The sequence below is a fragment of the Gemmata sp. SH-PL17 genome (assembly GCF_001610855.1).
Lineage (GTDB): Bacteria > Planctomycetota > Planctomycetia > Gemmatales > Gemmataceae > Gemmata > Gemmata massiliana.
The window spans coordinates 161,022-180,637 of the sequence record NZ_CP011271.1; the positions used below are offsets into that span (position 1 = coordinate 161,022).

Sequence of the window (19,616 nt, forward strand, 5' to 3'; positions counted from 1 at the left end):
CGGGCTATGAAGTGTGGAACCGTTACGTTCGTAAAGCGCGGCGACAAAAAAACGGGTGTAGTACCGGGTTTGCGCGCGGGCGAAGACGCACGGTGAGTTTCCAAGTGGGTTTTCGATGCTGGTGTGAGTAGCGATTCTGGGAATTGTTGCAGCAACGCGCTGACAGATGCCGCGAACTCGTGATCGGATCATTAGCTCAGTCACGAGTTGTGCCAAACATCTCGTGCCGCTCTCCGACGCTCTGCAAATGCGGTCCTACACCCAAAAAACTAGGCCGGCAAGCCTGACTGGTGCCACACGAGCCGTGGTGGGATAATGTTCCGACCCCAGGAGGGTTGCTTGTGGCTCGTCGCACTCGACTGCTGAGGTCACACGGGTACCGGTTTCGGTGACCTGCCCGGCGTGCGGGAATCGGTTGTACTCTGATTACTCCAACTTCCGTACGCTCACGTCGCTAACCGCCGTCAACCGGTACACGCTTCGCAGCTCCCGATGCCGGCACCGCCCGTGCGACCTGTTCCGACCCGAGGCCGAGGGGCGACTGGCGCTCCCGCACCACGAGTTCGCCCTCGGCGTCCTCGCGCGTCGGCCGGTTGCGGTACACCGAGCATCGGTCCGTTCCCGAGATCCACGCCCACCGCACGCAACTCGGCGTGACACTGGCCGAGCGCACGGTTACCAACTTGCTCGACCGGTACGACGAGTTGCTCGCCGTCACGCGGGTCGATGACGACCGGCTCCACGCGGTTCTTCGGCAGCACGGGCGTGGTCCTAGCGATCGACGGGCTCCAACCTGATGTGGGTCACGAGGTGTTGTGGGTTCTGCGCGACGTGCTCAGTGGCGAGATCCTCCTGGCGAAGAGTCTGCTGTCGGCCCGCAACCAAGATTTGGCGGCGCTGTTGGAGCAGGTGAAGACGAATGGCCCGGTGTCGTGTCCGACGGACAGCACTCGATCCGCAAGGCGGTTAAGGACTACCGGACAAAACCCGATCGTAAGAGGATCACGCAAGCCGCCATCTGGCACCAGCCGAGGTAGTTGCGCGCGTTGCGGTCGCGCCGCCTGCGGACCCGGCCGAACTGGGCGAAGAAGTTGTGACACCGCTCGACGGCGTTGCGCACCTTGCCGACTCCGGGGCGCTTCTGACCACGGCCGGGAGCGTACAACCGGAACCCCTGGGAACCGGCTCGGCCCCGCGACGGTTCGTTCCCGTATGCACCGTCCGCTCGGGCGGTTGGTCGGCCCCGCTCGTCGGTCGTGTCGGTCGGCACCTCCGGGGCCGGCGCACGAACGACCAGGGCCGCCAGCACCTTGTGGGTCTGGCAGCCGTCGTTGGCCCCGGCTTTGGTGACTACGACCGCCAGGGGCATGGCTCGCGCGTCGCTCGCTATGTGGATCGCCGTGCCCGACTTGCCGCGATCAACCGGACTCGGCCCCGAAGCTTCGCCCCCTTTTCCGACGGCTTCTTGGACCCGTCGAGGAGGATCTGGTCCCAGTTGATCCCGTGCAACCGCTGGTACCGCTCGGCCAGTTGTTGCCACGCCCGAAGAAACGCATCCTCGCGGAGCCAGTCCTTGAGTCGGCGTTGGACCGTCTTGTACGACGGGAAGCACCACGGGAGCAACTCCCAACTAATGCCCGAGGCCAGGACGTACAACAGCGCGTGAAGGCATTCCCGATTGCCGCACGGCGGGCGACCGTTGCCGGACCAAACCTTGGTCGGCAGGACCGGCTCAAAGACCGCCCAGATGCCTTCCGGTAGTTCGCGGGCCAGATCCTTCAGTTGCATGGACCGAATCCTGAGCAGAATGGGTGCCGATCAGGATAGGCGACTTCGTAGTTTTGTCCGGTAGTCCTAAGGCCGCGCTCCCGGACGTGCCGCACCAGTTGTGTCCGTTCCACTTCCTGCGCGAGGCCGCTCGACCCATTTACGAGGCCGATCGGCACGCCAAGAAGGAACTCAAGAAGAAGGTGCGGGGCGTGCGCGCCATCGAGAGGTCGGTCGAGGCGCGCAGGGATGCCCAAGCCGAAGTGATCGCGGGGTACTGCTCGGCCGTGCGGAGCGCGCTGACGGACGGCGCCCCTTTGGTGACGCGCGGCCTGAAGCTCTGCGACCGGTGCCCTCGTTCTCGAAGGCGTGGATCGCGTTACGGACCGTTTGCGACGCGCACCCGACCCGCAATCCGGGACCGGGTTTGGTGTTCGGCGCTGGCCAGGAGGATTTGGGCGCGCCGAAGGGTCCGGACCGGCCGGCTGCGGAGCTCACGCGGAGCGCTCCGCGCTCGGCTTCTGTCAACTCACGAACAAAGAGTGCCTTCATAAATAGGGTTGTAGCGCAATTTTCGATGGCGCGACTCGGTCGTAGTGTATCGGCCAAAGGGTTTGAAGATACTGAGCTCGACTGGTGCCGATTCTGAGGGCCGTCCGTGGTGAGGTATCATGGGGTTGCTGAAGCTCCCGTGGCCCTCGCCCACGGACGGCCGCCATGATTCTACCACCCGAGGCGCACGCGCTGGTGCAGGTGCTCGCGCTGCACTTCACGAGCCCCACGTACCAGCGGTTCTCGGTTCTGTTGGTCGGTGCGCTTGTGAGCACCGGTCGGCGCACCGTGGCGAACCTGCTCCGCACGCTCCGGCACCTGGCCCCGGGGCACCCCACCGACTACCGCCGGGTGCTCTCCCGCGCGCCCTGGTCCGGGCTCGCGCTCGGGTGCGCGTTGATGCGGTTCGTGCTGGATCACATCGTTCCGGACGGTCCGGTGCGGTTGGTCGGGGACGACACGGTTGACGGGCACAAGGGGGCGCACGTGTACGGCAAGGCCCGGCACCGGGACCCGGTGCGCTCGACCCACTCGTACACCGCGTTCCGGTACGGGCACAAGTGGGTGGTGCTGGCCGTGCTGGTGAAATTCCCGTTCGCCACCCGCCCGTGGGCCCTACCGGTACTCATCGACCTGTACCGGTCCGCGGATGACGACCGGAAGCGGAACCGACCGCACCGTACCCCGGCCCGAATCATGTGCAGCCTGTTGCGGCTCCTGCTGATCCGGTTCCCGGACCGGACCTTCGTGTTCGCCGGGGATTCGGGGTACGGAACCCACGACGTGGCCCGGTTCTGTCATCGGCACCGGGGCCGACTCACGTTGGTCAGCAAGCTACACCCGGACGCGAACCTGTTCGACCCGCCCTCGCCGTACACCGGCAAGGGACGGCCCCGAGTCAAGGGCGACCGGTGCCCCAAGCCGCGCCAAGCGGTCGCTGCAGCCACGACCCTCACCCGGCTGGAGGTCGGGTGGTACGGGGGCGGGACGCGGACGGTCCAAGCCCTCGGCGGCACCGGTCACTGGTACAAGGCCGGTCGCGGGCTGGTGCCGGTGCGCGGGGTGTTCGTGCGGGACACCACCGGCACGCACCGGGACGAGTACTTCTTCACCACCGACCTGGACCTGGGGCCGGCGGCCGCGATCGGTCACTACTGCGGTCGCTGGAACATCGAGACCACGTTCCAGGAGAGGCGCGCGGAATTGGGCCTGGAGACGACCCGCGGGTGGCGCGAGAAGACGGTTGTGCGTGCGGCCCCGTGCCTGTTCGGGTTGTACACCGTGACAGCGATCCTGTTCCACGCACGGCCCGAGGCGAAACGAACCGGGAGCGTGGAATGGCCGGGCAAAACCGTCACCACGTTCTCGGACGCGCTCGCCGCCGTGCGCCGGTGGCTTTGGGACCAGGCCCTTTTGCCACAGGCCGGAGACGGCACCACTCTCAATAAACTCCCCGACCGCGTGCGGGAATTGCTACTCACGGCGCTCGCCCCGGCCGCTTGAGCGCACTCAGAATCGGCACCAGTCGAGCTTAGAGTGTGTTTTGAAACTGGTCTGGATTTGGAATGTGGTGCCGGTTACTCATGGCGGCCATGAGTAGGAACCCGTACCCGACCGACCTGACCGACGAGCAATGGGACCGCCTGGACCCACTGCTGCCGCGGTCCAAATCCGGTACCCCCAAGGGTGGCCATCCGGTCGTCGTGGATCGGCGGGAGGTGGTCAACGCGATCTTCTATCACCTGCGGGCCGGGGGCGCGTGGCGCATGTTGCCCCACGACTTCCCGGCTTGGCAAACGGTCTACGGCCTGTTCCGGGACTGGCGCCTGGCCGGAGTTTGGGACCGGGTTCACGCCACGCTTCGCGAGGACGTGCGGATCGGGGCCGGCGCCCCGCCGACCCCGGGAACCCTGCGGGTCGATAGCCAGACCGTCAAGATCACCCACCGCGGCGGCCCCAAGGGGTACGACGGGGGGAAAAAAGGTGAACGGGCGCAAGCGGTTCATCGGGGTCGATTCGCTCGGATTGGTCTGGGCCCTGTCGGTGGTGACCGCCGACGTGCAGGACCGGGACGGCGGGTGCGGGCTGCTCGGGGCGGTCCGGCGCCTGCTCCCGCGGGTGCGTGAGGTGATCGCCGACAGCGGGTTCTCCAAGCGGTTCCAGGAGTTCGTCCACAAGACGTGTCGGTGGAAGGTGACCATCACGGCCAACGCGAAAGACGGTTTCAAGGTCCACACGCGGCGCTGGGTGGTGGAACGCACGTTCGCCTGGTTCGTGCGATACCGGCGCCTCGTGGTCGATTACGAGTACCACACCGAAACCAGCGAGGCCATGATCCAAGCCGCCATGACCCACCGCATGCTCCGACACCTTCACCCGAAACGGTAGGTTTCAAAACGCACTCTTACACGGGCCCGAAGTTATTAGAGGTGCGACAAGCTCTCGAACGGTTGCCGAAATTCGCTGCGAGTGGAGCGAAACCAGTCGAACAAACGGAAATCGCGGGCGTTCGACCCGAAAAGCTGGCTTCGGAAAGTGCCCACGAAAGTGCAGAAACCAGTGGCCTGGAGGGGCAAGTTCTGGCGTTCCCTGACACTATGGGCAGAATGACGGCACGTTTGAACGAGGAACGGGAACTGTGCGAAAACACTGGAAATGTCAACGAAAAAACCTCAGTGACATCTGGTGTCACTGAGGTTCACGGAGTGGAGCGAAGGAGAGTCGAACTCCCGACCTCTTCGTTGCGAACGAAGCGCTCTACCAGCTGAGCTATCGCCCCGAATCTTCTGTTTAAGCGACACCACGAGTTCATTTGCGGTTCGCGCCAGACCTACACATATTAAAGCGCGAACGCGGGGCGGCAAGGGGGAGTTTCGCACACTCAGCCACCGACGCAGGTGCTGCGCCCGGCCTGCACACGCACGTTGTCTTCCACCCGTTGCGGTTTGGCGCCGTTGGCGGGCATTACCCACACCGCGTAGGTGCCCGGCGGCACGCACATGTCCACGCGGTAGTCGGTCGCGACTTGCAGAGCCATGTGCCCCTTTTCACCCGGTCCTGGATCGCGTGGATCGGTCAACACGACCTTGTCGGCACGCGGGAAGTTGTCCCCGAACACCTCGACCGTGCCGAGCACATCCCCGAGTTTCAGGTCGTGCGTTTGCCCGGATTTCACAGCGAGTTTGTCGAGTGCCTTCACCGCGATTCCGTTCTTCGGCTTCACCCACACCTCAAATGGGCCGTCGCTCGGTAACGTGAGCGCGGTATCGAACTTCGCTGACTCGGCGACCCGCTCGCGCTTCGTGCCCTTTGTTTGGTAAACGGTCACCGTTTCGATCGGCGGGAGCCCGCGCTGTGTATGGACCTTCAACTGCCGGTCCCCGTCGGCCGCGACCGTGCTTCCCGAAAGAAGGGCCGCCAGAGCGAGTGCCGCACGCATAAGACTACCTCGATTGGGAGAAGCGTCTTCAATAACGACGCGGCAGCGCGGCAAAAGGATGAGCCTGGCGCGCGGATTTGAATTCCCAATTATTGAATATCAATCTCTAATTAATTGGATTAATTCGCACTTGGCCTTGTCACGATCGTGCGGGCGCGATTACCCTCCCTCCCCCGGGAGCGTGCCGATTCACGGAGGGGCTGTATGGTGCGCTGGAGCGTATTGGCCGGGTGTGCGACGGTCGTCGCGGGCGCCGCGTTCGTAACGGGTGCCACCGTTCCCACCGGGCCAACGAGCGCGAAGCCCGAACACACGATGTCCATTGTCGTGATCGGCCAGAAGAACGGTTACTTCAACATTGCCAAGGTGCTGCGCGAGTACAAGAAGGCACAGATCCGCGCCGAACAGCTCAACAGGCAGCGCGCGAAGCTGTCCGAAGAACTGAACGAGATGCGGTCCGCGCACCTACAGTTTCGGAACGACATCCAGAAATCGAAGGACGCCGCCGAGAAGCAACAACTCGCCCAGAAAGCGCTGGACCTCTCCCGGCAGATCGAGGACACGGAGCGCGAGATCAACAAGAATTTGGCGGCACGAACTGCCACGATTTGCACGGAGCTACACGACGAATTGCGCGCGGTCGTTACGGACGTGGCGCACGAAAACGGACTCGTCGCGGTACACGCCTACCCCGACGCGGTCACGCGGGAAGAAATGAACAACCCGCTCATCAAAGAATTGCGGCTCAAGCCGCCCGCGCTGCAACCGTTCTACCTCGATTCGTCGGTCGATTACTCCGACGAGATCCTTCGGCGCCTCAACGAAAAGTTCGGCGTCGGCAACGTCGAGTAACGGACCGGCGTTCGGAGTTTGTTGCGATCGGCTTCATTCTGCGAGCACCACGGCCAGTGCCGCCCCCGCGAGCGCCACGGCGAAACCGAGCCAAAGTGCCAGATCCGTGCGGTACCGCGGAGGAAGTTCGTTTGCAGCGAGTGTGCGGCAAAAGCGTCGGTGCTGCCACGACGCGGCCGCGGTGATTCCTCCACCTAACGCGGCCAGAACCACACCAACAACCGCCGACCATCCGTGGGTCGGGTGGTGCACCTCCGGCCGGATCAGTTTCACGAACAGCCCGAACCGCGCCACCACGAATCCCAATCCGATCAGCCCCAACGCGGTCCGCACCCACGCCAGTAGCGTCCGTTCGGCTGCAAAGAACACGCGCGGGTCGTTGTCCGACATTTCGTGAGTTCCCTTGTGGTGCGGCCGAATCGCATGTGAGCACGTGTGATGCCACGCGGCTCATTTCCGATCGGAGCCGGAAGCAAAGTCGGAGGAAGCCACATGTGAGGTCGCATTAGCCACGTCACGGGCACTGCGGAGGTCACCCGAATAGTGGCGCCCAGCGCGAATTGCCGCCGATGCGGACCAGTGTGTCGTCTGGCAGGGCGACGTGACCCGGGAACGTCACTTCTGCGACACGCGACACGGGCAGATCGAACGCGCTGGTGGATAGGAACGTGTGCGGGCCGCGCGGGTTCGGGCGCCGGCGCGGGCTGGGTGCACCCGAGTTGTACCGACAGAACTCCGGCTCCGCACCCGGATTCGCGGCGAGTAGCTGCTGCGTGTTCACACGAAGAATAACGGCCCCGTGCCGCTCGTAAGAGGCGGTGTGGTTCTGACCGTACTTGTTGGGGCCGTGTTCCGCGCCGGGCCAGAAGAACACCCGGCTGTTGAGATGCGCCACCAATCGCGGGAGATCCCAGCCGTCTTCAAAGTCGATCCACTCCGCGCGGAGCGGGCGCTGGTCGTTCACGAGAACCGTGCGGTCCGCGATTCGGATTGGAACGGCGCTCGCGCCGCGTGGCTCACGAACCCGGTGCGGCTCACCCGCTTCGGTGAACAGCTCCGCGGCACAGATCAACCGCCGGCGCGCCCGGATCGACTCCAGGTTCGCCGGGCGGGTGATGTGGAACAGCGCGGGCCGCAGGGCGGCGAACCGCGCCAGGGTGAACGGCATCGGTCACACGTTGTAGGTGGTGCTAGCGGTGTCGCCGCCGCGCCCGGTCCAGTTGGTGTGGAAGAACTGGCCGCGGGGCTTGTCGAGCCGCTCGTAGGTGTGCGCGCCGAAGTAGTCGCGTTGGGCCTGGAGCAGGTTGGCCGGGAGCCGGGCGGTGCGGTACCCGTCGTAGTACGCCAGCGCGCTGGAGATCGCCGGCACCGGGATGCCGCTCGCCGCGGCCGCGCCGACCACGCGCCGCCAACCGCTCTGGGCCTTGCCCAGTTCGCCCGCGAAGAACGGGTCCACGAGCAGGTTCACGAGCTTCGGGTTCTTGTCGAACGCCTCCTTGATCTTCCCGAGGAACGCGCTGCGGATGATGCAGCCCCCGCGCCACATGAGGGCGATGCCCCCGTTGTTCAGCTCCCACCCGTTCGCCTTCGCCTGGGCCGCCATCAGCGCGTACCCCTGGGCGTAGCTCACGATCTTCGAGGCGTACAGCGCCATCTCCACGTCCGCGACGAACTGGTTGCGGTCGCTCACCTTTTGCACTTCCGGACCGGCCAGCACCTTGCTCGCGGCCACGCGCTCGTCCTTCTGCGCCGAGATGCACCGGCTGAACACGGCCTCCGCGATCAGCGTGAGGGCCACGCCGTTATCGGTGGCCGCGTCGATGGTCCACTTGCCGGTGCCCTTCTGCCCGGCCGTGTCCAGGATGAAGTCGACCAGCGGCTTCTTCGTTTCCGGGTCGGTGTACGCGAGGATCTCGCTCGTGATCTCGATGAGGTAGCTGTCGAGCACGCCCTTGTTCCACTTGCCGAACACGCCACTCAGCTCGGCCGGGGCCAGCCCGCACATGTCCTTGAGCAGGTTGTACGACTCGCAGATGAGCTGCATGTCGCCGTACTCGATGCCGTTGTGGACCATCTTCACGAAGTGCCCGGCCCCTTCCGGCCCGACCCAGTCGCAGCACGGCGCCTCGGCCCCGTTCGCGTCCTTCACCTTCGCGGCGATGGCCTGGAAGATCGGCTTGATCTCGGGCCACGCGGCGGCGTTGCCGCCCGGCATGATGCTCGGCCCCTTCAGTGCCCCTTCTTCGCCCCCGCTGACACCGGAGCCGACGTAGAGGATGCCCTTCGGCTCGAGTTCCTTCGCGCGCCGGGTGGTGTCCGGGAAGTGCGTGTTCCCGCCGTCGATGAGGATGTCGCCGGCCTCGAGGAACGGGGCGATCGTCGCGATCGTGTCGTCCACGGCTTTCCCGGCCTTCACGAGCATCACCACCTTGCGCGGGCGCTTGATGCTGGCGACGAACTCCTGGGGCGACATGGCCCCGACGAACTTCTTGCCCTTCCCGCGCCCGTTGACGAACTTCTCCACCTTGTCGGTGCTGCGGTTGTACACCGCAACGGTGTACCCGCGCGACTCCATGTTGAGGACGAGGTTTTCGCCCATCACGGCGAGTCCAACGAGTCCGATGTCGGCGGTCGGTGCGGCCATTGTGGTGCCCTTTGCGTGGTGATTAAGTGGTTACGGGAGCGGACATTGTACGAATTCGCGGTGCGGCGCCGCGTTGGGACCGGGGCCCGTGTTATTGGGCCGAACGGCCGGTCGCTGTTGACTCTCGCTTTGATCTATGGAGTCCGCGCGGTTCCGGTACGGATCAACGGCCCGGAACGAGATCCCGTTTCGTGTTAGGGGTGCGAGAATGGCGAAGGTATCATGAGAATTGGGCGAGTGCCAGAACAATGATCCCCAATACCGGACACTCCGCGCCCCTTCTTTTCTGGGCCGCCGCGAGCTACGATGCAATTGGGTCTGTCGGTCGGCCGGACGGTCGCCGGGACAAGGTTCCGGGGTCGGGACTCGGTTCGTCGGAACGCAGGCACTCGGGGTAGATTCCGCGTGTGGTGTCTTCGGGCCGAATCCCAACCTCGGGATCTTGTTCGGGAGGAAAGTCCGGGCTTCATAGGGCGCGGTGGTGGATAACGTCCACCCCCGGTAACGGACGCGAGCTTCCCGGCTCGCGCCGCCAACGGGCGGGAAAGTGCAACAGAAAGTGTACCGCCGGCGAGTGCGGGAAAAGGGGAAAGATAAAAGGAGAAAGGAAAAAGAGAAAAGGAAAAACAAAATGAGCGCGAACTGTGTCGGTCATTTTGCCTTTCCCCTTTTTCCTTTTACCTTTCCCCTTTTTCCTTTTCCTTCACTCGCCGGTAAGGGTGAAAAGGTGCGGGGCGCGAGCCCTTAATGTAAGAGCGCACCAGCGGCGAGGTGACTCGTCGGCTCGGCAAACCCCACCGGAAGCAAGGTCAAGCAGGGGACAGGGTCGGCCCGACCCGTTACGATCCCCGGGTAGACCGCTCGATCCCGTCGGCAACGACGGGGCTAGATAAATGACCGTCACCGTCCGAAAGGGCGGGGACAAAACCCGGCTTACAGGCCGGCCGACAGACCCGTCCGGGATTACTCAGAAGGAATAATCGGTACGTTCGCCCCGTAGTTTCTCTCCACCTTCACATCAACCCCCTTCCCGATTTGACCCCGACGGGACCGGCGCGGTACGGTGGAGGTAGTTCGGGACCACAGGCTGCCTGGGTGCCTCTTCCCCCAGGCCGCGTCGCCCGGTGCCGCAAGGCCAGCCGGTGCAACACGAGGCCGCCATGTCCATCCGCCCCCCATCCCGGCGGAACGACCGCCTGAGCTTTTTCGCTCTCGGCGGCTATTTGCCACCCCGCCGGTTCAAAGTTGTCCTGCACCGAACCGCTAGTAAAGATCTGATGTTCGTCACGCGCGCCGTGATGGACATTACGCGGTTCGGTTCGGCCGAGGCCGAATACCGGATGTGGGAAGCGCACCACCGCGGGCGCTCCCTGGTACTCGTCACACACTTGGAGCGCGCGGAACTGTTCGTCGAGCAGTTCGCAGCACGCGGGCTCCCGACGAGTATCGAACCGGCCTAGAAGTTCCCACACAGAACGCAGAGAGCCGGAACTGACCTCACTCACTGTCGGTCCCGGCTCTTGTTTCACTTTTGGGCGCCTTGGGCTGCTCTCACCCTTCGACCTTGATCCGTTGCGGAGCAGCGAGCAGTTTCATCATCACTTGCGCGAACGCGGGCAAGTCGTCCGCACCGCGGCACGTGAGCAAGTTCCCGTCGGTCACAACAGCCTCGTCGCGGTAGAGCGCCCCCGCGGCACGCACATCGTCGCGAATGCCGGGCGAGCACGTCACGCGGCGACCGTCGAGGGTGCCGGCGCTAATGAGTAGTTGCGCGCCGTGACCGATCGCGGCCACCAGCTTACCGTCCTCGATGAACGTGCGGGTTACGTCCACGGCCTCTTCGCGCTGCCGCAACCGCTCGACGGCCGAGCCGTGGGGGATGAGCAGCAGATCGTACTCGGCTGGGTTCACTTCGTGGATCGCGAAGTCCGGTTCCACCGCGTAGCCGTGTGCCCCGGTGATCGCGTGCATCAGCGGGCACGCGAGCCGCACGTCCACCCCGGCCTCGCGGAGCCGGTACCACGGCAGAAACAGGGTCAGGTCTTCAAAACCGTCGGCCACCAGAATGAGCGTTTTCATGGTTCGGGCTTGTGAGTTGGGTAAGCGGGGTGGTTCCTGAATCTTAGTTCGCACTCCGCGTTCGCGAAAGATCGACTGACCCACCGAGCGCGAACCAGGAAAACACTTGCGCCGGGGCGGAATTCCGTTGACAGCACGAGAGCCGACGTTATGCCTCCGTCGGTCACTTGGGGAACCAGCGGCGGGGGAGCCGACTGCCGCGCGAAATGGGGGACTCGCGATGAAATGGGTTATTTGCGGCTTGGTAACGGCGGCGCTCGTAATGGGCGCCCCCGCGACCGCCGGGGACATCGAGTTCCGCCCGGTTGACACGAAGAAACTCGTGGTCCAACCGAGCAAAACTGCGGCGAACCTCGCCGCGGGCACGATCAACCTGGTCGGCCAGTCGACCGCAAGCTCCCTGGACAACAACGGCTGGATCAAGACGCTGAACAACATCTTCAGCGTCAAAAAGACCGAGCCAAAGTTCCAGGCCGGGCCGAGTTCGCTGCCGTCGCCGAACACGTACCAGTCGACGAAGTATCAGAGCTACAACACCCCAGTCATGCCGATCATGCAACCGGTTAACCGGCGCTAATGCTCTCGGCAGAAACGAAAACGGCCCGCGCTCCGGCGCGGGCCGTTTTCGTTTTCCGGGAACCCTTTTGTTCCCACCAGCGTTTCATAAATGTGTGACGATCCCGCTTTGTCGCACACAGGAGACGCACATGAGGCGAGTGGCATTTCGGGCGGGGTTAGCGTTCGCACTCAGTTTGGGTGCGGGCGCACTCTCACTTTCGGCCGAAGACCCAAAACTAGCCAAAGACTCTGCCAGCCCGTCGGACTGGTCCGGTTACGTCTTCGTATCCGATGTGATTGGCGAAGTGGTGAAGGCCGACGATAAGAGTGTGACCCTGCGGGTCACGTGGCTCGAACCGCAACAAAAGAACGGCAACAAGAACGGTCGCCCGCGGCTCTCACAAAACAATCGGAACTTTTCTAACCCGCTCCAACGCAACACGGGTCGACAAAATCAGGTTCAGCTCAAAGAACAGCACCACGACTACGAACTGGAGTACCTCCCACCGTCGCTCGTGCGCAGCAAGTCGCTGCCGCCGAAGTTGGACGATAAGGGAAAGAAGGTTCTCCACACGCAGAAGGAAATCGACGAACTGCGGGCGCCGGCAGGCGCTACGGGCTACGCCGCGAGCAAATCGGACCTGGTTGCGGGTACGATCGTCGAATTGCATTTGATCCGTGACAGGTCGATTTCGGCCACAAAAGCCACCGAAGACGACCTCCGAATCAAGTACGCGGTCATCCTCGGCAAAGCTCCGACTCCGCCGAAAGATGCCACAAACGCTGGCGCCAAACCGGACGACAAGAAGAAAAAGAACTGAGCACAAAAACGACGTGAGCCGGGCAACAACCCGGCTCACGTCGTTTACGGCTTCAATTCGGACTGGGCTTTCTGCGCCGCGGCGACGATCTTCGCTTCCCAATCTGCATCATCGGGGTGGAACGGGAACGTGATCCCGCGCGAGCTGTTCACGATCGCTCCCAACTCGTCCGCGCGGTAAGCCGCTTTCACATCGGCCGCGTTTCCGCCCTGCGCCCCGTAACCGGGCACCAGGAACCACACGTCCGGCATCACCCCGCGCAGTTCGACCAGTTCTCTCGGGTGCGTGGCTCCCACAACCGCGCCCACATCACCCAGGCCACACGAGTCGATGGTAGCCGCGTTCCACTTCGCTACTTCTTCGGCCACGTGCCGGTATACCGGTTTCCCGTCGCACACCAAATCCTGAAACAGTCCCGCACCGGGGTTGCTCGTTCGCACGAGCACGAACGTACCGCGCTTGTTCGCTTTGGCCGCAGTGAGGAACGGCTCCACCGCGTCGCGCCCGAGGTAGGGGTTGATCGTCAGCGAGTCCGCGTTCCACACGGGGAACGTTTCGCCGTCGATGGCACACCCACCGAACGCGGCGTCGGCGTAAGCGGTCGCGGTGGACGCGATGTCGCCGCGTTTCGCGTCGAGGATGGTGACGAAGCCTTGTTGTTTGGCCTCTTGGAGAAGCTGTTGGAGCATCTCCATTCCGTTCGGGCCGAGGAGTTCAAAGAACGCCGCCTGCGGCTTCACAACGCCCGCGTAAGGGCGGACCAGTTCCAGTACCTTGCGCCCGAACTCGAAGAAGGCAATGGCCGCGCGCTCGTTAGCCTCTTCGTCGCGCACGCCCTCGCGAATCGCCTTCGGGAGCGATTCCCAGCGCGGGTCGATACCGACACAGAGCGGCCCTTTTTGACAAACGGCTTCGGCGAGGCGGTCGGAAAACGCAGGCATGAGAGCACCCGGCGAACGGCCGGTGTGAACCGGCTGGTGGAAAGGGCTGTGTACCGACCGGCTCACACCGGCCGTTCACCCAGAAACACACGCACGGCATTGTTGAAGGAGTCCGGGTTCTCGATGTTCGAGAGGTGCCCCGCGCCCGGAATGTGAACGAGCTTGCTCCCGCGGATTTGTGCGGCGAGGTTCGCGGACGAGAGCGGCGGCGTCACGGCGTCGAACTCACCGACGAGGATGAGCGTCGGCACGGTGATGGCCTTCAGACCGGGGTTCGCGTCCGGGCGGTCACGGAGCGCTGCGAGAGCCGCGGCCACACTCGAAGCCGGTTGACGTGCGGCGATTGATTTCGCGCGCTCGACCACTTCGGGCTTCACCTCGCGCGTCGAATCGCTCAGTACCTTCGGTACCATTGACTCGAACAGCGCGGCGCTCCCCTTTTCGTTCACAAGCGCAATGGACTTCGTGCGGTTCGCCCGCGCGTTCGTGTCGTCCACACCGGCGCGCGTGTCGGCGAGAATCAGCCCGTTGAGTTTGTCCGCGAAGTTGCGGGCGAACGCGAGCGCGACGTAGCCGCCCATCGACAGTCCGCCGACGATCGCCTTCGGAATGTTGAGGGCCGCGAGGAAATCGCTCACGGTCTTCGCAACACCGTCTATTGTGAGTTCGGGCGCAGCAGGTGATTCGCCGAAGCCGGGGACATCGAGCGTGAGCACGCGGGCGCTGGCGGCGAGGGCCGCGAGTTGCGGCGCCCACATGGTCCGATCGAACGGGAACGCATGCACCAGCACGAGCGGCGGACCGCTCCCCGCGTCGTCGTAACCGATCGTCTGGCCACCGGGTAACGTACAAACAGGCATTGCACTCGCTCCGCGGGCGACTACTTCCGGCGCCTCCCGGATTTCGGAACGCGGCCGTAGTTGGGGAGGGCGTCGCCCCGGTCATCTTCTGCTTTTGGGTGGGTGTCGGCCAGACGCAGATCGAGCATTCGCCGCTGCAAATCGACGCGCGCGACGACCAGCCGCACGCGGTCCCCCAGGCGGAACCGGCGTTTCGTGCGCCGGCCTTCGAGCGTGTGCGAACTCTCATCGAACCAGTAGTAGTCGTCCACTAGCGACGAAATGTGAACCAATCCTTCAGCGGGGAAACGTTCGGCCTGAGCGAAGAACCCGTAATCTGCGACGCCGGTAATCACCGCGTCGAGCGCTTCGCCAATGCGCGAACTCAGGTATGTCAGGAGCCGCAGTTTCACCAGTTCGCGTTCGGCGGTTTCGGCCCGGCGCTCCAGTTTCGAGCAGTGCTCCCCGAGTGCGACCAGCTCCTCGGTATTCGCGCTCGCGGAGCCGGTTTTGATCCACTTGTCCAGCAATCGGTGAACCTGCAGGTCCGGGTACCGGCGAATCGGCGAAGTGAAGTGGCAGTAGTGCTGACTCGCGAGCGCGTAGTGCTCGTCCTGGATGGGCGAGTACGTAGCCTGCTTCAAGCTCCGGAGCAGCGCGAAGTGCACCGCAGCCCGTTCCAGTTTGTCGGCTGTTTCAGTGAGCACGCGCTGAAGCTCGAACCGGTCCTGCACTCGCTTGATGGGGTAGCCGAGCAGGTCCGCGAACTGGCCGAAGGCTTCGAGTTTTTCTTCGTTGGGTGCGGGGTGAACGCGGCGCAGGAACGGCACTTCGTACCGCGTGAAGTGTTCTGCCACCGCCTCGTTCGCCGCGAGCATGAACTCTTCGACGATCTGGTGGCTGAGATTGTTTTCGGCGAAGTGTGCCCCGCTGACGCGCCCGTCGGCATCGTATTCGAGTACGGCCTCGGGCATCGTCAGTTCCAGCGCCCCGCGCCGGAACCGCTTCTTGCGAAGCAACAGTGCGAGGTCTCGCATGCGCCGGAGCATCGCCAGGAGTTCGGGGAGTAACTCAGGTTGCAACCCCTCCCCAACCCCTCCCCTAAGCGGAGAGGGGCTTAAAACCGTCGCAGATCGTTTCGTGTCTGCTGCGTTTGGCTCTGTTCCCCCTTCCTTCTTAGGGAAGGGGGTTAGGGGGTTAGGTTGCTTCTTCCCCTCCATCGCGTCTAACTGTTCTTGCACCTCGTCGTAGGTGAAGCGCTTGCGGTTGCGGATCGCGCCGTTAGCGAAGGTGACGTGGCCCTTCTGCAAGCCCGGCGTGAACTCCATCCGCACGGTCTTCACGTAGCGAACTTTGCCCTCTTGCAACGACGCGAGGCCGTTCGAGATCACTTCCGGGAACATCGGAATGACCTTCTGCGGCAAATAGACGCTCGTCGCGCGCTTGCGGGCTTCCGTGTCGAGCGCGCCGCCCGGTTTCACGAACGCGGCCACGTCCGCGATGTGGACGGTCAGTACCCAGTGCTTCGTCTTCGGGTCGATGGTGACGCTGACCGCATCGTCGTAGTCCTTCGCGTCGGGCGGGTCGATGGTGATGACGAGTTCGTTCGTGAAGTCGTCGCGCCCGTGGAGGTCGGTTTCGGAGAACTGGCTCGCGACCTGCCGCGCTTCGTTCAGTGCGGATTCGGGGAACGCTTCCGGTAACCCGAACGCACGGATCACCGAGAGTGTGTCCACCCCGGGTTGACCGTGCGCGCCGAGCACTTCCGTGACGACGCCCTCGCCGCGACTGTCTGGCGTGGGGAATCGCAGCATCTCGATGACGACTTTGTCTTGCGGTTTGGCGCCCTTCGCGCCCGCGTCGCCGACCGCGATGCTGTGCGTGAAGGCGTTGCCGTCTACGCGGACAAGCGCCTGCCGGTCGCGCTCGAAGTAGGTGCCGACGAACGTGCGGGTCGCGCGCTCCAGTACGCGCACGATTTCGCCCGCGGCGTCCTTGAGGCGCGTGGCCTCGCGCGTGACGCGAACCATGACCTCGTCGCCGGTCGCGGCGTCGAGGCCCTTGTCCTCGCGGATGAAAATTTCGGGTTTAAAGATGCCGTCGACCGCGTGCGGCCGGACGAACCCGTGCCCGGACGTCGCGCGCCGGTACACGCCGGTGACCGTGCCGTGGATGTCCGCGGCGCGGAGCGTGTTGTTTCGGGCGAGCGCGAGTCGCCCCGTGCGAACGAGTTCACGCACCGTTTTACGGAACGCTGGGTACTCGTCGTCGGGCAGGTTCAGCCGCTTGAACAGCGGCTTGGCCTTGAGCGGGACGTAGCTCTTTGCGGTGACAGCGTGCAGAACTTTTGAGAGCAGATCAGACATAGATTTGGCGAACGGCCGGCGTGAGCCGGCTGGTAAGGCGAACGACTGCGGCAGAGTACAAGGGCTCGCCGGTGTACCGAAACGGTGGAAGTCTTTTTTATCGTAACACGGCTTCTAACCCGTGTCGCGAAGTCAAATCTCACCGCTTCAGAAGTACAACCGGTCGGCTCGCGCCGGTCGTTTGCCAGTGTTTAGTCGTAACCCCCGCCGCCCTCGCCGTAGAGGTCGCCGTGGGCGCCGCCCTTGTAAATGCGGCGGCCGAGGTTGTGGTTGTACGGCGTCCACGCGGTCGGGTTGTTGCGGTCGTCCTTCAGGTCGCGCAGCACCATGTGCATCCGCGTGTCCATGAGATCGATCAGGTGCAACAGCATCGCTTCCGGGGTCATCGGCACCTTTGGGCTGCCGTAGGACAGTTCCCCGTGGTGGCTCAAAATCATGTGCTGGATGCGGAGCATTAGTTCCCGCGGGAACGGTTCTCCGGTCAGGTCCGGCACCCGCGTTGCGGTTTCCGCCAGCATCGCCACCGCGATGGGGATGTGGCCGACCAACTGTCCCTCATCGGAATACCCGAAGGCGCGGGAGAACGTCAGCTCCCGAGTCTTTCCGGCGTCGTGCAGGAAGATCCCCATCAGCACGAGGTCGCGGTCCACAACGGGGTAGAGCGGCAACACCTTGTCGGCCGCGTCCATCATGGAGAGCGTGTGTTCGAGCAACCCGCCTACGTAGGCGTGGTGCAACTTCACCCCGGCCGGACAGGTGGAGAACGCACGCATGAAAGCGTCGTCCATCAGGAAGCACTCGGCGAGCGCCCGCAGGTGCGGGTTACCGAGCCGCAGCAGGTAATTTCGGAGCCGCTCCGTGAGCTTCGGGATGCTCTGCTCGGTTTGCGGCAGGAAGTCAGTGAACTCGACCTTTTGCGATTCCACTCGCTCCACCGAGGTGAGGATCACCTGGAGCGCGCCCTGGAACATCTGCACTTTGCCGGTGGCGAACAGGAAGTCGCCCGGATCGAACCCCCGGGCGATGTGGTCGCCCGCGTTCCACATACGCCCCTGAATCCCCCCGGTGCGGTCCCGCAGTTCCAAAAGGAGGTAGGGATTGCCGTTCCGGTTCGCGCGGAGTTGCTTGTCCGTGACCAAATAGACGTCTTCGAGGTTATCTCCGTCGCGGAGCTGATCGACAAAACGGCGGGACATTTGGAGGAGCCTTATCAGAAGTCGGAAAACAGAAAGCCAGAAGAGTCAACATACGGCGCGGGCTAACGTATCTTCCCACACCTGTTACTTTCTGTCTCCCGATTCCGCCCCCTTTTGGGCCGCCATTTTCTTCAAATCGAGCTGGCACGCGCCGTCGTGACACGGCACCAGGTCGTAACGGTTCCGGGCTACCCACAGGTAAATCTTGTTCCCGAGCCAGGTTACGCCGGGAATGTACATGAGTGGCGCGAACGGGATCGTGAGCGGCAGGCGCCACGCCATCCACTGAAACGCCCGGTACCCGGCCGGAGCGCGCTGACGATCGGGCGTCACGACGTGCATTTCTTCGAGCAACCGCTTCATTTCGAGCGGTACCGCGGACGGCGGCCAGTGCGCTTTGTCGCGGCAATCCTGGAAGTGCAATCGGTTGAGCCAGTCGAGTCCCTTCAGCATGCGAACCCCGCGCTGGCACAACGCACACATGCCGTCGTAAAGCACAATGCCTTTGCCCGGCGCGGGATCAACGGTGGAAGGCTTCGGCGTGACCGGGGCTTCGGCGATGCTCATGACGTTCTCCCAGTGAACAAGAGCATTCTACCCCAGATACCGCCGATGCGGGGGAAATCCAACACAGTACAATGTGGCAAGAACGCGAAGACCCTACCGCCCCGCGCCTTCACAAGCCCGGGCGCGGACCGAAGTGGCTCTCTTCCCTTTTCGGGGAACTGGGTGGTGGGTACTTCTGGAGCTTCTCATGAGCGCAGTAACTCCCTCCAAGCAGATTACCGTCCCCGAATTCCGTTCGGCGAAGGCACGCGGTACAAAACTCGCCGTCGTCACGGCTTACGACTACGTTTCCTCGCGATTGTGTGACGAAGCCGGGGTCGATTGCATTCTCGTCGGCGATTCGGTCGGGATGGTGGTGCAGGGGCACCCGACATCGCTTCCGGTCACGCTCGACGAGATGATTTATCACACCAAATGTGTCATGCGCGGGGCGCGGCGGGCGCTGGTTGTGGTGGACCTGCCGTTCATGACGTATCAGGTGAGTCCGCGTCAGGCCGTTCGCAGCGCGGGGCGACTCATGAAGGAAGCCGGCGCGCACGCGGTGAAACTCGAGGGCGGCGTGCGGATGCGCCCCGCGATCCGGGCGTGCATCGAAGCGGGCATCCCGGTGATGGGGCACGTCGGGATGACGCCACAATCCGTTCACCAGATGGGCGGCTTCAAAGTGCAACGCGACGCGGACCAACTTCTGGCCGATACCGCCGCGGTGGAAGAAGCGGGCGGGTTCGCGGTGGTGGTGGAGAGCGTCCCGGCCGATTTGGGGGCCAAACTGACAGCCGCAGTAACGATCCCGACCATCGGCATCGGCGCGGGACCGAACTGCGACGGTCAGGTGCTGGTGTTTCACGACATGCTCGGACTGTACCCGGACTTCAAGCCGAAGTTCGCGAAGCGCTACGCGGATCTCGGCACCGCGGTGAAGACGGCTGTAGAGTCGTACTGCCGCGAAGTGCGCGACGGGAGCTTCCCGGCAACGGAGCACACGTTCCGGTGAG

Annotated in this window: 20 protein-coding genes, 1 tRNA gene, 1 other RNA gene and 2 pseudogenes; 10 read left to right on the forward strand and 14 right to left on the reverse strand. The window is 63.8% G+C overall.

The genetic code is table 11. The features are described from left to right. Window positions 1–454: 454 nt before the first annotated feature. The 3 genes from VT84_RS42060 to VT84_RS00650 form a co-directional block, all read right to left on the reverse strand. The gene (locus VT84_RS42060; RefSeq protein WP_082838125.1) at window positions 455–718 is read right to left on the reverse strand and encodes a hypothetical protein; all 264 of its coding nucleotides are present in this window, start codon (window positions 716–718) and stop codon (window positions 455–457) included. A 255-nt stretch (window positions 719–973) separates the two neighbouring features. Next, window positions 974–1,369, reverse strand: a complete 396-nt coding sequence (locus VT84_RS00645; RefSeq protein ID WP_082838126.1) for a hypothetical protein — start codon at window positions 1,367–1,369, stop codon at window positions 974–976. Window positions 1,370–1,386: 17 nt separating this feature from the next. Continuing rightward, on the reverse strand, window positions 1,387–1,788 hold the full coding sequence (locus VT84_RS00650) for a transposase (protein ID WP_082838127.1): 402 nt from the start codon (window positions 1,786–1,788) through the stop codon (window positions 1,387–1,389). A 74-nt stretch (window positions 1,789–1,862) separates the two neighbouring features. Here VT84_RS00650 and VT84_RS37890 point away from each other — a divergent pair. From VT84_RS37890 to VT84_RS42070, 4 genes and pseudogenes are all read left to right on the forward strand, one after another. Further along, window positions 1,863–2,117: pseudogene (locus VT84_RS37890) on the forward strand (ISNCY family transposase); the annotation flags it as partial. A gap of 367 nt (window positions 2,118–2,484) precedes the next feature. Next, window positions 2,485–3,822, forward strand: coding sequence for a transposase (locus VT84_RS00655; RefSeq protein ID WP_082838128.1), 1,338 nt, complete (start codon window positions 2,485–2,487; stop codon window positions 3,820–3,822). A gap of 89 nt (window positions 3,823–3,911) precedes the next feature. After that, window positions 3,912–4,250: pseudogene (locus VT84_RS42065) on the forward strand (transposase); the annotation flags it as partial. A gap of 52 nt (window positions 4,251–4,302) precedes the next feature. Next, the gene (locus VT84_RS42070; RefSeq protein WP_239465630.1) at window positions 4,303–4,707 is read left to right on the forward strand and encodes a transposase; all 405 of its coding nucleotides are present in this window, start codon (window positions 4,303–4,305) and stop codon (window positions 4,705–4,707) included. A gap of 318 nt (window positions 4,708–5,025) precedes the next feature. Here the strand turns inward: VT84_RS42070 and VT84_RS00665 are convergent. Beyond that, window positions 5,026–5,098: transfer RNA gene (locus VT84_RS00665), tRNA-Ala, on the reverse strand. 102 nt (window positions 5,099–5,200) lie between these two features. Continuing rightward, window positions 5,201–5,758, reverse strand: a complete 558-nt coding sequence (locus VT84_RS00670) for a hypothetical protein (protein WP_052549130.1) — start codon at window positions 5,756–5,758, stop codon at window positions 5,201–5,203. A gap of 204 nt (window positions 5,759–5,962) precedes the next feature. Between VT84_RS00670 and VT84_RS00675 the strand changes: the two genes are divergently transcribed. Then, a complete protein-coding gene (locus tag VT84_RS00675) occupies window positions 5,963–6,610 on the forward strand; it encodes an OmpH family outer membrane protein (RefSeq protein WP_082838130.1) in 648 nt (215 codons plus the stop codon). A 33-nt stretch (window positions 6,611–6,643) separates the two neighbouring features. On the opposite strand, the gene VT84_RS00680 is transcribed toward VT84_RS00675, so the two are convergent. The 3 genes from VT84_RS00680 to gnd all read right to left on the reverse strand — a co-directional run bounded on the left by VT84_RS00680 (window position 6,644) and on the right by gnd (window position 9,254). Further along, entirely contained in the window at window positions 6,644–7,000 is a 357-nt protein-coding gene (locus VT84_RS00680) for a YidH family protein (protein WP_052549123.1), read from the reverse strand. 142 nt (window positions 7,001–7,142) lie between these two features. Further along, a complete protein-coding gene (locus VT84_RS00685) occupies window positions 7,143–7,778 on the reverse strand; it encodes a DUF7002 family protein (RefSeq protein WP_052549120.1) in 636 nt (211 codons plus the stop codon). 3 nt (window positions 7,779–7,781) lie between these two features. Then, complete coding sequence (gene gnd, locus VT84_RS00690; protein ID WP_082838131.1) at window positions 7,782–9,254, reverse strand: decarboxylating NADP(+)-dependent phosphogluconate dehydrogenase; 1,473 nt, start codon at window positions 9,252–9,254, stop codon at window positions 7,782–7,784. A 321-nt stretch (window positions 9,255–9,575) separates the two neighbouring features. Here gnd and rnpB point away from each other — a divergent pair. After that, window positions 9,576–10,206: RNase P RNA component class A (rnpB, locus tag VT84_RS00695), an RNA gene on the forward strand. Window positions 10,207–10,414: 208 nt separating this feature from the next. Continuing rightward, on the forward strand, window positions 10,415–10,714 hold the full coding sequence (locus tag VT84_RS00700) for an ATP-dependent Clp protease adaptor ClpS (RefSeq protein WP_052549116.1): 300 nt from the start codon (window positions 10,415–10,417) through the stop codon (window positions 10,712–10,714). 91 nt (window positions 10,715–10,805) lie between these two features. On the opposite strand, the gene VT84_RS00705 is transcribed toward VT84_RS00700, so the two are convergent. Beyond that, entirely contained in the window at window positions 10,806–11,333 is a 528-nt protein-coding gene (locus VT84_RS00705; protein WP_082838132.1) for a type 1 glutamine amidotransferase domain-containing protein, read from the reverse strand. A 220-nt stretch (window positions 11,334–11,553) separates the two neighbouring features. Here VT84_RS00705 and VT84_RS00710 point away from each other — a divergent pair, with 220 nt between their 5' ends. Further along, window positions 11,554–11,910: a hypothetical protein gene (locus VT84_RS00710; RefSeq protein WP_082838133.1), complete on the forward strand. Its 357-nt coding sequence runs from the start codon at window positions 11,554–11,556 to the stop codon at window positions 11,908–11,910. Window positions 11,911–12,040: 130 nt separating this feature from the next. Continuing rightward, window positions 12,041–12,712 carry a hypothetical protein gene (locus VT84_RS00715; protein ID WP_157469036.1) on the forward strand — a complete coding sequence of 224 codons (672 nt, stop codon included), beginning with the start codon at window positions 12,041–12,043 and terminating at the stop codon, window positions 12,710–12,712. Between the two features lie 44 nt (window positions 12,713–12,756). On the opposite strand, the gene pyrF is transcribed toward VT84_RS00715, so the two are convergent. The 5 genes from pyrF to VT84_RS00740 form a co-directional block, all read right to left on the reverse strand. Further along, window positions 12,757–13,653, reverse strand: a complete 897-nt coding sequence (pyrF, locus tag VT84_RS00720; RefSeq protein WP_082838135.1) for an orotidine-5'-phosphate decarboxylase — start codon at window positions 13,651–13,653, stop codon at window positions 12,757–12,759. Window positions 13,654–13,715: 62 nt separating this feature from the next. Next, on the reverse strand, window positions 13,716–14,513 hold the full coding sequence (locus VT84_RS00725; protein WP_052549098.1) for an alpha/beta fold hydrolase: 798 nt from the start codon (window positions 14,511–14,513) through the stop codon (window positions 13,716–13,718). 20 nt (window positions 14,514–14,533) lie between these two features. After that, a complete protein-coding gene (locus VT84_RS00730; RefSeq protein WP_082838136.1) occupies window positions 14,534–16,858 on the reverse strand; it encodes a ribonuclease R family protein in 2,325 nt (774 codons plus the stop codon). Window positions 16,859–17,049: 191 nt separating this feature from the next. Further along, on the reverse strand, window positions 17,050–18,054 hold the full coding sequence (locus tag VT84_RS00735; RefSeq protein ID WP_052549087.1) for a 3'-5' exoribonuclease YhaM family protein: 1,005 nt from the start codon (window positions 18,052–18,054) through the stop codon (window positions 17,050–17,052). A gap of 84 nt (window positions 18,055–18,138) precedes the next feature. Beyond that, entirely contained in the window at window positions 18,139–18,621 is a 483-nt protein-coding gene (locus tag VT84_RS00740; protein WP_052549084.1) for a thiol-disulfide oxidoreductase DCC family protein, read from the reverse strand. Window positions 18,622–18,808: 187 nt separating this feature from the next. Here VT84_RS00740 and panB point away from each other — a divergent pair, with 187 nt between their 5' ends. Then, entirely contained in the window at window positions 18,809–19,615 is an 807-nt protein-coding gene (gene panB, locus VT84_RS00745; RefSeq protein ID WP_082838137.1) for a 3-methyl-2-oxobutanoate hydroxymethyltransferase, read from the forward strand. Window position 19,616: the final 1 nt, after the last annotated feature.

Excerpts from the sequence above, each read along its gene's own strand:
- VT84_RS00710 (WP_082838133.1), top strand. The coding sequence starts at position 11,554 with ATGAAATGGGTTATTTGCGGCTTGGTAACGGCGGCGCTCGTAATGGGC.
- VT84_RS00645 (WP_082838126.1), bottom strand. The coding sequence starts at position 1,369 with ATGCCCCTGGCGGTCGTAGTCACCAAAGCCGGGGCCAACGACGGCTGC.
- VT84_RS00675 (WP_082838130.1), top strand. The coding sequence starts at position 5,963 with ATGGTGCGCTGGAGCGTATTGGCCGGGTGTGCGACGGTCGTCGCGGGC.
- VT84_RS00715 (WP_157469036.1), top strand. The coding sequence starts at position 12,041 with ATGAGGCGAGTGGCATTTCGGGCGGGGTTAGCGTTCGCACTCAGTTTG.
- VT84_RS00725 (WP_052549098.1), bottom strand. The coding sequence starts at position 14,513 with ATGCCTGTTTGTACGTTACCCGGTGGCCAGACGATCGGTTACGACGAC.
- VT84_RS00680 (WP_052549123.1), bottom strand. The coding sequence starts at position 7,000 with ATGTCGGACAACGACCCGCGCGTGTTCTTTGCAGCCGAACGGACGCTA.
- VT84_RS00735 (WP_052549087.1), bottom strand. The coding sequence starts at position 18,054 with ATGTCCCGCCGTTTTGTCGATCAGCTCCGCGACGGAGATAACCTCGAA.
- VT84_RS00655 (WP_082838128.1), top strand. The coding sequence starts at position 2,485 with ATGATTCTACCACCCGAGGCGCACGCGCTGGTGCAGGTGCTCGCGCTG.
- VT84_RS00685 (WP_052549120.1), bottom strand. The coding sequence starts at position 7,778 with ATGCCGTTCACCCTGGCGCGGTTCGCCGCCCTGCGGCCCGCGCTGTTC.
- VT84_RS00705 (WP_082838132.1), bottom strand. The coding sequence starts at position 11,333 with ATGAAAACGCTCATTCTGGTGGCCGACGGTTTTGAAGACCTGACCCTG.
- panB (WP_082838137.1), top strand. The coding sequence starts at position 18,809 with ATGAGCGCAGTAACTCCCTCCAAGCAGATTACCGTCCCCGAATTCCGT.
- VT84_RS00740 (WP_052549084.1), bottom strand. The coding sequence starts at position 18,621 with ATGAGCATCGCCGAAGCCCCGGTCACGCCGAAGCCTTCCACCGTTGAT.
- gnd (WP_082838131.1), bottom strand. The coding sequence starts at position 9,254 with ATGGCCGCACCGACCGCCGACATCGGACTCGTTGGACTCGCCGTGATG.
- VT84_RS00670 (WP_052549130.1), bottom strand. The coding sequence starts at position 5,758 with ATGCGTGCGGCACTCGCTCTGGCGGCCCTTCTTTCGGGAAGCACGGTC.
- VT84_RS00700 (WP_052549116.1), top strand. The coding sequence starts at position 10,415 with ATGTCCATCCGCCCCCCATCCCGGCGGAACGACCGCCTGAGCTTTTTC.
- VT84_RS00650 (WP_082838127.1), bottom strand. The coding sequence starts at position 1,788 with ATGCAACTGAAGGATCTGGCCCGCGAACTACCGGAAGGCATCTGGGCG.
- VT84_RS00730 (WP_082838136.1), bottom strand. The coding sequence starts at position 16,858 with ATGTCTGATCTGCTCTCAAAAGTTCTGCACGCTGTCACCGCAAAGAGC.
- pyrF (WP_082838135.1), bottom strand. The coding sequence starts at position 13,653 with ATGCCTGCGTTTTCCGACCGCCTCGCCGAAGCCGTTTGTCAAAAAGGG.